Genomic DNA, 12345 nt, shown 5'->3' on the forward strand with positions numbered 1-12345 from the left:
ACCTCACGCGCCTCCTGCCCACCCACCTCCCACCCCCACCCCGCACCTCGGAAAAGCGGCTCCCGCTTCTCGCGGCCCCCCCCCTGCCCCAGGCAGGGCGCGGGCCATGGGCTCACCTGGCCATGGGCTCACCTGGCCATGGGCTCACCTGGCCGGCGCTGCGTCCGCGTCAGCTCGGGCCTCGGGTGGGGCGGCTGCTGAGCCCGGCAGCCGCCGGGTCCGGGCCCGTGCGTTCGTTCTCCTGGTCCTCCCTCCTCCTCAACTCGGCGGCATCGGCTGCCACAGGCAGCCGCAGTCCGGGTGGCCTCGTAGCCGCAGACGGCGGGGCATCCCGTCGCCCGCGGAGATCTCGCACCAGCCGTCGACGCTGGGCGGCCGGCCGCCGTCCAGGTACACCTGGACGTGCAGCGCCGCCAGTCCGGCGACGGTCGTCGCCAGGGCGGTGTCGCAGGCCGGTGTGCGGGCGCGGCCGGGGCCGTTGTCCGCCAGCTGGGCGAGGACTCGCGGCCAGTCGGCGTCCTCGTCCTCGCGCCGGAGCACCAGGCAGTGCCCGCAGGCCGATCTCCCCGGGATCACCAGCGGCCCGATGATGCCGAACTCCTCGACCACGCCCACGTACAGATGCGGCACCCCGGCCCGGAGCAGCAGGCGGGCCTCGTACGTCCCGCCCGCGAAGGCGGCGCTGCCGTCCCGCGGGGCGAGGACCACGAAGTCGGGTGGCGGGCCGTCGCTCTTCCGCCGTGGCACCGGGACCAGCGGGCGCCCGGCAGCCCGTTGCACGGCCTCCCGGGCGACGGTCGAGCGCAGCCGCCCGATGTCCGAGGGCGGTAGCCCTGCGGGGGAGCAGTCGCCGGGCTGGACCCGCCCGCTGTCGGCTACGGCGACGCTGCCGGCGCCCCCGGCGGCGAGCACCGCCGCGACGGCGGCGCCGACCCGGCCGGCGCCGCGTACCTCGATCCGGACCTCGGATCGGCGGGCCAGGACGGCCGGCGCGGCGCCCGGGCCGGAGTGAACCAGGGACAGCGAGGCGAGGTCGGGCCCTAGGAGGTCCCGGTGGGGCGGGGGGAAGCGGGACAGCGCCTTGTCGGTCGCCTCCGCGTCGTCGAGCAGCCCGGTTTCCTCCAGTTCGCTCAGCAGGGTGTCGGCGGGTTCGCGGCCGAGGCCGATCCGTTCGCCGGCGGTCAGCAGTTCGGGCCGGTCGCGCGTTCCGTCGAGCAGGTCGAGGAACTCGCAGAGCGTCTTGTCGGCGTTGCCGAGCACCCCGGCGTACCGGGTGACGGTGCCGAACTGCAGGGTCTCGGAGTCCCGCCAGCTGCGGGACAGGGCGGGCTTGAGTGCGAGGCGCACGACGATCTCCCTTCCGATCGTTTCCAGACGGCTGACCGCAGCATGCCCCATCGCGCCGACGGCGTGCGGAAAGTTATCCACAGGGCCGGGGGCATGATCACACCATCTGTTCGCAAGCCCTGTGGATAACTGCCCATCCTTCCGGGCGTCGGTTTCCGGACACCCCCCGTCGGCCTTTCGTTCCCGATCGCTCCATGAAAGATTTCGGCCACGGCACCGGACTTCTGTCAGCGGTACCGGGTAACGTCGTGTGCCATGGCAGCCGAGCGGGACTCCCATCCATCGGCGTCGCGTCGGCGTGCCCGTGCAGCGTCCGGGTCCCAGACGGCGGCGCCGAGCACACGTGGGCGCCCGGACGAGAAGCAGCGCGAGAAGTCGCACGAGCAGCAGCAGTCGAGGCCGCAGCACCCGCCCGCCGGGGCGATGCCGCCCGAGGGGCACGACCGCAGCCGGGTCGAGGTGCGCCGCAGCGCCCGCCGCAGCCGCACCGTCTCCGCCTACCGCGAGGGCGACCGCACCGTCGTGCTGATCCCGGCCCGGTTGTCGCACGCCGAGGAGCAGCGCTGGGTGGCGCAGATGCTGGAGAAGCTCGCGGCCCAGGAGCGCCGGCGGATCCTCGGGGACGACGCCCTGATGGCCCGGGCCCGGGAGCTGTCGGCGGCCTACCTGGACGGACGGGCCCAGCCGGTGCAGGTCCGCTGGGTGACCAACCAGAACTCGCGCTGGGGCTCCTGCACCCCGAGCGAGGGGACGATCCGGCTGTCCCACCGGCTGCAGGGCATGCCGGAGTACGTGCTGGACTACGTGCTGCTGCACGAGTTGGCACACCTGCTGGTGCCGGACCACGGCGCGGCGTTCTGGGCGCTGCTGGAGGCCTACCCCCGGACGGAGCGGGCCCGCGGCTATCTGGAGGGCGTGGTGTCGGCGGCCCGGCTGCCGCACATCCCGGGGGCCCGGCACAGTGGGCCGGGGCCGGACCCGGCGGCGTCCTGCGGCTGAGGAGGCGGACGGGCAACAGGCGGACAGGCGAAAGGGGGCGCGGACCGCATCGGTCCGCGCCCCCTTGGCGCGTCGCACCTCAGTCCGTCAGGCGGTCAGCCGTCGCGCGCGGGCGACCAGGTCGCGGACCGAGTGGTCGGTCAGTTCCGGCAGCCTGTCGTAGTCGAACCAGCGCAGGTCCAGCGACTCCTCGCTGATCATCGCCTGCGCCCCGGCCGGGGCGAGCGCGATGTACTGGACGTCCAGGTGGGTGTTCTCCGGCCGGTCCTTGCCGGTGCAGCGGACCAGGTGCCGGTCCAGCTTGGCTGGGACGGCGGCGCCGCCGTCCCGCAGCAGGGTGAGCTCGGGGATGCCGGACTCCTCGACGGCCTCGCGCAGCGCGGCGGAGGCGAGGTCGGCGTCGCCGGGCTCGCAGTGCCCGCCCATCTGCAGCCACATGCCGACCTTGGGGTGCAGGGTGAGCAGCACCCGCCCGGCGGCCGGGTCGACGACCGCCGCGCTCGCGGTGATGTGGGCGGGCAGGCAGGACCGGTAGAGGCCCTCGGGCTGCTCGGCGAGGTGCGCGAGGTAGTCGAGTCGCAGCTGTTCCTGTTCCTGGTCGGCGGGCCGCCAGTCGGTCAGGGTGCGGACGGCGTCCGCGTGCAGGGCGGGCGCGTGCGTGCCGGTGGCCGTCATGCGGTGGGCTCGCCCTTTCCGTCGGTGCCGTCCTCGCCGGTCCCGGGCTGCTCGGGCTTGGTGAGGTCGGGCTTGCCGGCCGCCGCCTCGCCGAGGAGCTTGTCGAGGGCGTCGAAGTCGAAGCCGCCCTCAAGGTCGCCGCTGCCGCGGTGCACGAAGGCGTCCGGGTCGTCAAGGTCGGCGGCGGTGGGCAGCATGTCGGGGTGCTCCCAGAGGGCGTCGCGGCCCTCGACGCCGCGGGCGTCGGCGAGCAGCGCCCACAGCCGGGCGGCGTCGCGCAGGCGACGCGGGCGCAGCTCCAGGCCGACCAGGGTGGCGAAGGTCTGCTCGGCGGGCCCGCCGGCCGCGCGGCGGCGGCGGACGGTCTCGCGCAGGGCGCCGGCCTGCGGCAGGTGGGGTTCGGCGGCGGCGTGCACGACCGCGTCGACCCAGCCCTCGACCAGGGCGAGGGCGGTCTCCAGGCGGGCGAGCGCGGCCTTCTGCTCGGGGGTGTCCTCGGGCTGGAGCAGGCCGCCGGCCAGCGCTTCCTGGAGTGCCTCCGGGTTGCTCGGGTCGAGCTGGCCGACGAGTTCCTCCATGCGGGAGGTGTCGACCTTGATGCCGCGCGCGTAGGCCTCGACGGCGCCCAGCAGGTGGGTCCGCAGCCACGGCACGTGGGCGAAGAGCCGCTGGTGGGCGGCTTCGCGCAGGGCGAGGTAGAGCCGGACCTCCTCGGCGGGCACGTTCAGGCCCTCGCCGAACTCGGCGACGTTCTGCGGCAGCAGGGCTGCCTTGCCGGCCGGGGCGAGCGGCAGGCCGACGTCGGTCGAGCCGACCACCTCGCCGGCCAGGGCGCCGAGCGCCTGGCCGATCTGGGTGCCGAACATGGCGCCGCCCATGGAGCGCATCATGCCCATCAGCGGGCCGGCCATGGCCTGCATCTCCTCGGGCAGGACGCCGCCCATGGCAGTGCCGACGCGCTCGGCGACCGGGTCGACGAGGTCCTTCCAAACCGGGAGGGTGGCCTCGATCCACTCGGCGCGGCTCCAGGCGACGGCGGTGCCGGCGCCGGAGGGGAACTCGGTGACGCCGTCGAGCCAGAGGTCGGCCAGGCGCACGGCCTCCTCGACGGCGGCGCGCTCGACGGCGCCGACCGAGCGGTCCTTGCTCTTGCCCTCGGCGGGTTCGGCGACGACGGTCTGCCGGGCGATGTTGAGGGCGAGGTCCCAGTTCACCGGGCCGCCTTCGAAGGAGAGCATCTGCCCGAGCTGCTGGAAGGCCGCGCCGAGGTCACCGGGGTTGAGACCGCCGAACATCGCGGCGAAGGGGTTGTCGGCGCCGGGGCCGCCGGGGCCGCCCGGGGCGCCGGGCATGCCGAACATCGCGCCGAAGGGGTTTCCGGCTCCGAAGCCGAACGGCTGGGGGCCGCTGGCGCCCTCCTGGCCCTGGTCCTTCTTGTGCTGCGCGTCGTCGGGCTTGGCCTTGCCGTCCTCGGGCTCCTCGGGAGGAACGCCGAATCCGAAGGGAAGGTCGCTCACGGGGTCCTCGATCCGGTAGGCCGTCATACGGGTGTGGCGGGAAGTGCGGTCCGCCCGGGGCTCCGGTGGAGCGGGGGACTCGTGGGCGGCTCCCGGGCGCAAGGCCCGCGCCGGGTGCACCGCCGGGCCTTCGCCTCGGGCAGGATGGACGTACGTGACACACGTCCGTACGCACATAAGCTAACCGTGGAGGATGGCCGGTGAGTTCCCCGCCCTCGGACGTTCGCTCTGGGCTGACCGCTGGAGAGGACGATCCGGACGCCACGGCGTCGCCGCCTCCAGCCTACGGCGGGCGGCCGCTGACCGTGGCGGTGACGGGTGCCGCGGGTGTGCTGGGCGAGCGGGTCGCCGCCCGGCTGGTGGCCTCGCCGCACGTGCGCAGAGTGCTGGCGGTGGACGACCGGCGCGGTGAGGTCCCCGGCGTGCAGTGGCGGGTGCTGGACGTGCGGGACCCCGCGGTGGCCGAGCGGCTGGCCGGGGTGGACGTCGTGGTGCACCTGGCGATGGACTTCGGCATGGAGTCCGATCCGCGGGCCCGCAGCGCCTACAACGTGCGCGGCGCCCAGACGGTGCTGACCGCGGCGGCGGCCGCCGGGGTGCACCGGGTGGTGCTGTGCACCTCCGCGATGGTCTACGGCGCGCTGGCCGACAACGAGGTGCCGCTGGCCGAGGACTCGGAGCTGCGGGCGACCGAGGAGGCCTCGCTGGTCGGGGACCTGCTGGAGATCGAGCGGCTGGCCCGGCGGGCGCCGCGGGCCCACCCGGGCCTGCAGGTGACGGTGCTGCGCCCGGCGGTGGTGGTGGGCCCCGGGGTGGACACCGTGCTGACCCGGCACTTCGAGGCGCCCCGGCTGCTGGTGGTGGCCGGCTCCCGCCCGTGCTGGCAGTTCTGCCACGTGGACGACCTGGCGGCGGCGCTGGAGTACGCGGCGCTGGGCCTGGTCGAGGGCGAGGTGACGGTCGGCTGCGACGGCTGGCTGGAGCAGGAGGACGTGGAGCGGCTGTCGGGGATCCGGCGGATGGAGCTGCCGGCCGCGCTGGCGCTGGGGACGGCGGCCCGGCTGCACCGGCTGGGTCTGACCCCGGCCCCGGCGGGGGACCTGGCGTACACGATGTATCCGTGGGTGGTGTCCGGCAGCCGGCTGCACGAGGCGGGCTGGCGGCCGGAGTTCACCAATGAGCAGGTGCTGGCCGAGCTGCTGGCGCAGGTGTCCGGCAAGCACGCGGTGGCGGGGCGCCGACTGGGCGGCAAGGAGGCCGCGACCAGTCTGGGGGCGGCCGGGGCGACGGTGGCGCTGGTCGGTACGGCGGCGCTGGTGCGCCGGGCCCGCAAGCGGCGCCGCTTCTGAGACGGGAGCGGACGGGAGGTTCGAGTAGGCCGGGAGGGCCGGGGGAGGTCTGGGCGGGCCTGGCGGGGCGACGACCAAGATTCTCACGATGCGAAATTTCGGAATCGTGATGCGGAAGCCCCTTGTCCCGGTCGGCCCCGGATGAGCCATCATGGGGTCATGTCCGAGAACCACGACCCCATCCGTCTGCTCGCCATCCGCGACACCCCGCTCTCGCTGGACGAGGTGTACGAGGCGGTCGGCGACGACGCGGCCGGCGGCACCACCGTCTTCGTCGGGACGGTCCGGGACCACGACGGCGGCAAGTCGGTCTCCGCGCTGGAGTACAGCTGCCATCCCTCCGCCGAGGACGAGATGCGCCGGATCGCCGAGAAGGTCGTCGCGGACTTCCCGGTCCGGGCGCTCGCCGCGGTGCACCGGGTGGGCCGGCTGGAGATCACCGACAAGGCCGTGATCGTGGCCGTCTCCTGCGCCCACCGCGGGGAGGCCTTCGCGGCGGCCCGTCGGCTGATCGACGACCTCAAGCACGAGGTGCCGATCTGGAAGCACCAGGTCTTCGCCGACGGCGAGGAGGAGTGGGTCGGCGCCGGCGGCTGCTGATCCGATCCGTGCTCCCGCCCCCCGGCATCGCGGAACCGGCCGCACACGGAACACGTCTTCCGGGACAGGCGCGCCGAGGCCTCACCCGAACGGGTCCGGCCGGAGGTGCCGGATACTCCCTGGAAGTGAGCCGATCGGCCGTCCCGTAACCCGGATGGCGCCGGCCGCGTTGTCCGCCGGAGTGGTTAATCTGCTCATAGACACGACGAGCTGGGAGTACTGATATGGGTGCGCTCGCCTGGTTGATCATTCCGGTTGTCGCCGTCCTGGTCGCCGCCGCCTGGGCGGGTTGGGCCCAGCGGGCTCCGAAGGCCACCGGGGACCCCGCCTCGCTCGCCGAGCACCGGCGCTTCATGGCTGCGATGGAACGCACCACCGCGGGCAGCGCCGCTCCCGGGGAGCACTCCGGCCGGTAGCCCGGCGGGCGCCCTCTCACGGGCGTCCCGTACTGTCGAGGCATGCCACGCCGCTCCGCGACGATGCTCGCTGCCACCCTGCTGCTCATAGCGCTGCTCTGCGTCTCGGTGCTGATGAAGGTGCCGTACACGGAGATGAGCCCGGGCCCGACGTACAACACGCTGGGCGAGCAGGGGGGCAAGCCGGTGATCACCATCACCGGGCACGACTCGTACAAGACGAGCGGGCACCTGAACATGACCACCGTCCAGGTCACCGGGGCCAAGTACGAGCCCAGCCTGGTCAACGCGGTGGTCGGCTGGCTGCGCGACGACGTGCTGGTGGTTCCGCACGACAACGTCTACCCCAAGGGGCAGTCGGACGCGGACGCCAAGAAGCAGAACGCCGAGGAGTTCGCCTCCTCCGAGGACAGCGCCCGCACCGCGGCGCTCAAGCAGTTGGGCGTCCCGGTCGGCGACGAACTGATCGTCAAGTCGGTCACCGCGGGGGCGCCGGCCGAGGGCCGGCTGCACGCGGGCGACCAGATCGTCGCGGTGGACGGCACGGCCGTCGACTCGGTCGACCAGGTGGTCGCCGCCGTCACCAAGCACAAGCCCGGCGAGTCGGTGGCCTTCACCGTGGTGCCGCGGACCAAGGACGCCTCCGGCAACGGCGCCACCACCCCGGGGACGAAGACCGACGTCACCGTCCCGACCGTGCGGGCCAAGGACCTCGACCCGAAGGCCCCGGCCGAGCGGGCCGAGCTCGCGGTGGTGGGCATCGGCACCGGGATCCGGCACACCTACCCGTTCCAGATCGACATCGGCCTGCAGGACGTCGGCGGCCCGAGCGCCGGGCTGATGTTCTCGCTCGGCATCATCGACAAGCTCACCCCCGGCGGCGACCTCACCGGCGGCAAGTTCGTCGCGGGCACCGGCACCATCGACGACGACGGCAAGGTCGGCCCGATCGGCGGGATATCGATGAAGCTGATCGCCGCCCGGGACGCCGGGGCCCAGTACTTCTTCACCCCGTCCTCGAACTGCGCCGAGGCCGACAAGAACGTGCCGTCCGGGCTGACCCTGATCAAGACCGACACCCTGGACGGCGCGCTGAAGTCGCTGGAGCAGATCCGCTCCGGGCAGACCTCGGCGCTGCCGTCCTGCCCCAAGTAGCCGGGGCGCGGGGGTCAGGAGAAGGTCGCCAGCAGCGCGTCGGTCAGGCCGGGCACGAGGTCCGGGCCGGTCAGCACCTCGCGGGCGACGTCCTTGGAGCGCAGCCGCAGGGCGATCTCCTTCTTGCCGTTGCGCAGCACCGCGGCGGTGATCCGCACCTCCTCGCGCTTGGGGTGGTTGGCCACCCACTCGGCGAGCTGGGCGTCGCTGGCGCCCCGGGGGCGGGACTGCTCGGCGCCCGGCGGCAGCATCAGGCGCTCGACGACCAGGGCGCAGCCGGCCACCGCGGCGGGCCAGGCGATGGTGCCGAGGAACTTGTCGAGCTCCATGCCCTCCGGGAGCTCGTCCTGCTCGACCGGGGTGAGGCCGGGCTCGTCGGTGTCGGCTAGGCCGAGCTGCTTGGCGATGCGCGGATCGGCCTTGCGCAGGGCGGCGCTGTCCACCAGGGCGAACAGCCGGGCCGGGAGGTCCCAGCCGAGGGTGGCGGCGTACTCGTCGATCTCCAGCGCGGCCCGGGTGAGCGGGGTGGCGGCGGGGAGCTTGGAGACGTCGTCGGGGGAGTTGTTCAGATCAGGCGCGTCGGACATGACTCAATCCTCACACGCCGGGCGGCGGGCGCTCGCCGGGGCGGTCGCGGGCGGCTCGGCGAGGGGCCCGGCGGGGGGTGTGGCGCGGGGCCCGGCGGGGGGTGTGGCGCAGGGTCGGCGGGAGCCGGGCGGGAACGCCGTAGTAACCGTCTGCTAACGGTGGGAACTCGGCCGAAGCCTGGTTAAGTTGCTCTGACGACCGACTGATCCCAGACGACACAGCTGAGGTGCCACCGTGGTATTCCAGATGCCGGAACGCTCAGGGCCGGGTTTCCGGCGGAGGGTGGGCCCGCCCTCCCGGCGGGCGAGAGTGGCCCTGCTGACCCTGGGCGTACTCGCGGTGCTGTTCCTGCTGTTCGTCATGTTCGCCGGGTTCTGGACGGACTGGCTGTGGTTCAGGTCGGTGCACTACTCCTCGGTGTTCACCACCCAGCTGTGGACGAAGATCGGGCTGTTCGCGGTGTTCGGCCTGCTGATGGCGGTGATCGTCGGCTTCAACGTCTGGCTGGCGCACCGGCTGCGGCCGCCGCTGTCGGCGATGTCGGTGGAGCAGCAGAGCCTGGACCGCTACCGGGCGGGCCTGGCGCCGTTCAAGCGCTGGGCGCTGATCGGCGTCTCGCTGGTGATCGGCCTGGTGGCGGGCGCGGCGGCGTCGGGCCAGTGGCGGACCTGGCTGATGTGGACGAACGCGACGTCCTTCGGCGAGAAGGACGCCCAGTTCGGCATGGACGTCTCCTTCTACGCCTTCGACCTGCCGTTCTACGAGTTCGTGCTGGGCTTCGCGTTCAGCGCGGTGATCGTCTCGCTGCTGACCTCGGCGCTGGTGCACTACCTGTACGGCGGGCTGCGGCTGCAGGGCCCGGGCCGACGGGCGAGCGCGGGCGCGCAGGGGCACCTGGCGGTGCTGCTGGGCGTGTTCGTGCTGCTGAAGGCGGTGGCGTACTGGCTGGACCGGTACGCGCTGGCGGTGAAGACCGGCTCCTACAAGGGGGTCTCGGGCTGGACGGGCCTGCGCTACGTGGACGCCAACGCGTTCCTGCCGGCCAAGACGATCCTGTTCTTCGTCGCGATCATCTGCGCGGTGCTGTTCTTCCTGACCCCGATCCGCCGCACCTGGGCGCCGGCCCTGATCGGGCTGGGGCTGATGGTGCTGTCGGCGGTGCTGATCGGCGGGCTGTACCCGGCGATCGTGCAGCAGTTCCAGGTCAAGCCGAACGAGCAGGCCAAGGAGACGCCGTACATCCAGAAGAACATCGACGCGACGCGGCAGGCGTACGGGATCGCGGCCTCGGAGACCACCCCGTACAGCCCGCAGGGCTCGACCACGGGTGACGCGCTGAAGCCGGACGCGCAGACCATCGCGGACGTGCGGCTGCTGGACCCGAACATCGTGTCGCAGACGTTCCAGTCGCTGGAGCAGCAGCGCAACTACTACGCCTTCCCGAGCACGCTGTCGGTGGACCGCTACGGCACCGGCGCTGACAAGCAGGACACCGTGATCGGCCTGCGCGAGCTGGACCTCAACGGGGTGCAGCGCAACTGGATCAACGACCACTTCAAGTACACCCACGGCTACGGCGCGGCCGTCGCCAAGGGCAACCAGGTCGACGACAAGGGCGGGCCGGTGTTCACCGAGTCCGGTCTGCCGGCCACCGGCTCGCTGGGCGACTACGAGCAGCGGATCTACTACGGCGAGAAGACGACGACGTACTCGATCGTCGGCGGCGCCAACAAGGAGATCGACTACACCGACATCAAGACCGGCCAGAACGTGGAGTACACGTACGGCGGTGACAGCGGTGTCTCGCTGAACAACCCGATCACCCGGGCCGCGTACGCGGTGCGCTTCGCCGAGCCGCAGATCCTGTACGCGGGGGCGATCACCGACGGCGCCAAGGTGATCTACAACCGGACGCCGAAGGAGCGGGTGGAGAAGGTCGCGCCGTGGCTGTCGATCGACGCCGACCCGTACCCGGTGGTGCAGGGCGGCCGGGTGGTGTGGGTCGTGGACGGCTACACAACCTCGGACGGCTTCCCGTTCTCGTCGAAGACGACGCTGGGCACCGCGACCAAGGACTCGCTGACCAACCAGCGCGGTGAGCTGCTGAGCGTCGCCAACCAGGTCAACTACATCCGCAACTCGGTCAAGGCCACAGTGGACGCCTACACCGGCGAGGTGAAGCTCTACCAGTGGGACGACAAGGACCCGGTGCTGAAGACCTGGATGAAGGCCTTCCCGGGCACCGTCGAGCCGAAGGCGGACATCCCGGCGACGCTGCTGCCGCACCTGCGCTACCCGCAGGACATGTTCAAGGTGCAGCGCGACCTGCTCGGCCAGTACCACGTGACGGACGCCAACTCCTTCTTCAACGGCAGTGACATCTGGCAGGTCCCGGTGGACCCGACCAGTGACACCAAGCAGGTCCAGCCGCCGTACTACGTGACGGTGCGGATGCCGGACGCCCCCGCCGCGAGCTTCTCGCTGACCAGCAGCTTCGTGCCCAACCAGCGGCCGAACCTGGCGGCCTTCATGGCCGTCAACGCGGATCCGGGCGACGACTACGGGAAGATCCGGATCCTGAAGATGACCGGCGAGAGCGGTGCCCCCGGCCCCGGCCTGGTGCAGTCGAAGTTCAACTCCCGCCAGGAGGTGGCCAACCAGATCTTCGCGCTGAAGAGCGGCGGCGACACCGAGCTGGAGTACGGCAACCTGCTGACCCTGCCGGTCGGCGGCGGACTGCTGAACGTGGAGCCGGTGTACGTGCGCGGGCGCGGCGCCAAGTACCCGACGCTGCAGAAGGTCCTGGCGGTGTACGGGGACGACAACGTGGCCTTCGAGAACACCCTGGAGGACGCGCTGAAGAAGCTGTTCGCCGGGCAGGCCCCGCCGGCCACGCCGGTCGCGCCGTCCAACCCGGGCGGTGGGCCCGGCCCGGGCACGACGCCGGGCTCGGGCACGACGCCGACCTCCCCGGGGACGCCGACGCCCACGCCCACCGGGCCGGGCACCCCGGCGCCGGGCGGGACGCTCTCGCCGGAGCTGCAGAAGGCGCTCGCGGACGCGGAGAAGGCGTACAACGACAGCCAGACCGCGTTCAAGAACGGCGACTGGGTGGCCTACGGCAATGCCCAGAAGGCGCTCGGGGACGCCCTGAAGGCGGCCGACGCGGCCCGCGGCGGCAGCCCGGCGCCGACCCCGACGGCGGCGCCGACCGGCACGGGGGCGGCCAGTCCGCACCCGTAGTCCCCGCTGAGCTGCGGTAACCGCTTTTGGCTCCACCCCGCGTCCGTGTTACGGTTCAACCACAACGGCGCGGGGTGGAGCAGCTCGGTAGCTCGCTGGGCTCATAACCCAGAGGTCGCAGGTTCAAATCCTGTCCCCGCTACTCAGTGCCAGGGGCCCGGAGGATTCTTCCTCCGGGCCCCTGGCATTTGCGCCGTTGGAACCGTGCTATTGTTTGATCACCGACGCGGGGTGGAGCAGCTCGGTAGCTCGCTGGGCTCATAACCCAGAGGTCGCAGGTTCAAATCCTGTCCCCGCTACTCAGTGTCAGAGGCCCGGAGGATCATTCCTCCGGGCCTCTGTCGTTCCCGGATGTTTCCGTCCGGAAGCGGCGGGAACCGCTCCGGTACTATCGACCGTCGCCAACGGGGACGGCACCGGGGTTTGTGGGGTGGAAGTGTCGGGAAATCGACAAAG

10 protein-coding genes and 2 tRNA genes are annotated in these 12345 nt (G+C 72.4%); 8 read left to right on the forward strand and 4 right to left on the reverse strand.

The genetic code is table 11. The features are described from left to right. Positions 1-258 precede the first annotated feature (258 nt). Entirely contained in the window at positions 259-1347 is a 1089-nt protein-coding gene (locus ACZ7BZ_RS16795) for a TOMM precursor leader peptide-binding protein (RefSeq protein WP_470358983.1), read from the reverse strand. A gap of 423 nt (positions 1348-1770) precedes the next feature. Here ACZ7BZ_RS16795 and ACZ7BZ_RS16800 point away from each other — a divergent pair, with 423 nt between their 5' ends. Next, the gene (locus ACZ7BZ_RS16800) at positions 1771-2346 is read left to right on the forward strand and encodes a M48 metallopeptidase family protein (RefSeq protein WP_470359141.1); all 576 of its coding nucleotides are present in this window, start codon (positions 1771-1773) and stop codon (positions 2344-2346) included. A gap of 87 nt (positions 2347-2433) precedes the next feature. Here ACZ7BZ_RS16800 and ACZ7BZ_RS16805 read toward each other — a convergent pair whose 3' ends face one another. Together ACZ7BZ_RS16805 and ACZ7BZ_RS16810 are read right to left on the reverse strand one after the other, a co-directional pair. After that, positions 2434-3021, reverse strand: a complete 588-nt coding sequence (locus ACZ7BZ_RS16805; RefSeq protein WP_470358984.1) for an NUDIX hydrolase — start codon at positions 3019-3021, stop codon at positions 2434-2436. Further along, positions 3018-4538: a zinc-dependent metalloprotease gene (locus ACZ7BZ_RS16810; RefSeq protein ID WP_470358985.1), complete on the reverse strand. Its 1521-nt coding sequence runs from the start codon at positions 4536-4538 to the stop codon at positions 3018-3020. The genes ACZ7BZ_RS16805 and ACZ7BZ_RS16810 overlap by 4 nt, the downstream gene beginning before the upstream one ends. A 200-nt stretch (positions 4539-4738) precedes the next feature. On the opposite strand from ACZ7BZ_RS16810, the gene ACZ7BZ_RS16815 reads away from it, so the two are divergent. The 4 genes from ACZ7BZ_RS16815 to ACZ7BZ_RS16830 all read left to right on the forward strand — a co-directional run bounded on the left by ACZ7BZ_RS16815 (position 4739) and on the right by ACZ7BZ_RS16830 (position 8058). Further along, a complete protein-coding gene (locus ACZ7BZ_RS16815; RefSeq protein WP_188303064.1) occupies positions 4739-5887 on the forward strand; it encodes an NAD-dependent epimerase/dehydratase family protein in 1149 nt (382 codons plus the stop codon). Positions 5888-6046: 159 nt separating this feature from the next. After that, on the forward strand, positions 6047-6487 hold the full coding sequence (locus ACZ7BZ_RS16820; RefSeq protein ID WP_470358986.1) for a molybdenum cofactor biosynthesis protein MoaE: 441 nt from the start codon (positions 6047-6049) through the stop codon (positions 6485-6487). A gap of 224 nt (positions 6488-6711) precedes the next feature. Further along, positions 6712-6903: a hypothetical protein gene (locus ACZ7BZ_RS16825; protein ID WP_380523985.1), complete on the forward strand. Its 192-nt coding sequence runs from the start codon at positions 6712-6714 to the stop codon at positions 6901-6903. A 42-nt stretch (positions 6904-6945) separates the two neighbouring features. Beyond that, positions 6946-8058: a YlbL family protein gene (locus ACZ7BZ_RS16830; RefSeq protein WP_470358987.1), complete on the forward strand. Its 1113-nt coding sequence runs from the start codon at positions 6946-6948 to the stop codon at positions 8056-8058. A gap of 14 nt (positions 8059-8072) precedes the next feature. On the opposite strand, the gene ACZ7BZ_RS16835 is transcribed toward ACZ7BZ_RS16830, so the two are convergent. Further along, positions 8073-8645: a PPA1309 family protein gene (locus tag ACZ7BZ_RS16835; protein WP_470358988.1), complete on the reverse strand. Its 573-nt coding sequence runs from the start codon at positions 8643-8645 to the stop codon at positions 8073-8075. 247 nt (positions 8646-8892) lie between these two features. Here ACZ7BZ_RS16835 and ACZ7BZ_RS16840 point away from each other — a divergent pair, with 247 nt between their 5' ends. The 3 genes from ACZ7BZ_RS16840 (at position 8893) to ACZ7BZ_RS16850 (ending at position 12188) form a co-directional block, all read left to right on the forward strand. After that, positions 8893-11889, forward strand: coding sequence for a UPF0182 family membrane protein (locus ACZ7BZ_RS16840; RefSeq protein ID WP_470358989.1), 2997 nt, complete (start codon positions 8893-8895; stop codon positions 11887-11889). A gap of 68 nt (positions 11890-11957) precedes the next feature. Continuing rightward, a tRNA-Met gene (locus ACZ7BZ_RS16845) sits at positions 11958-12031 on the forward strand. Between the two features lie 83 nt (positions 12032-12114). Continuing rightward, positions 12115-12188: transfer RNA gene (locus tag ACZ7BZ_RS16850), tRNA-Met, on the forward strand. Positions 12189-12345: the final 157 nt, after the last annotated feature.

The organism is Kitasatospora sp. NPDC036934, from assembly GCF_055608425.1.

Bases quoted from the DNA above. Each gene is read 5' to 3' on its own strand.
- ACZ7BZ_RS16800 (WP_470359141.1), top strand. From the start codon at position 1,771: ATGCCGCCCGAGGGGCACGACCGCAGCCGGGTCGAGGTGCGCCGCAGC.
- ACZ7BZ_RS16805 (WP_470358984.1), bottom strand. From the start codon at position 3,021: ATGACGGCCACCGGCACGCACGCGCCCGCCCTGCACGCGGACGCCGTC.
- ACZ7BZ_RS16820 (WP_470358986.1), top strand. From the start codon at position 6,047: ATGTCCGAGAACCACGACCCCATCCGTCTGCTCGCCATCCGCGACACC.
- ACZ7BZ_RS16825 (WP_380523985.1), top strand. From the start codon at position 6,712: ATGGGTGCGCTCGCCTGGTTGATCATTCCGGTTGTCGCCGTCCTGGTC.
- ACZ7BZ_RS16830 (WP_470358987.1), top strand. From the start codon at position 6,946: ATGCCACGCCGCTCCGCGACGATGCTCGCTGCCACCCTGCTGCTCATA.
- ACZ7BZ_RS16835 (WP_470358988.1), bottom strand. From the start codon at position 8,645: ATGTCCGACGCGCCTGATCTGAACAACTCCCCCGACGACGTCTCCAAG.
- ACZ7BZ_RS16840 (WP_470358989.1), top strand. From the start codon at position 8,893: ATGCCGGAACGCTCAGGGCCGGGTTTCCGGCGGAGGGTGGGCCCGCCC.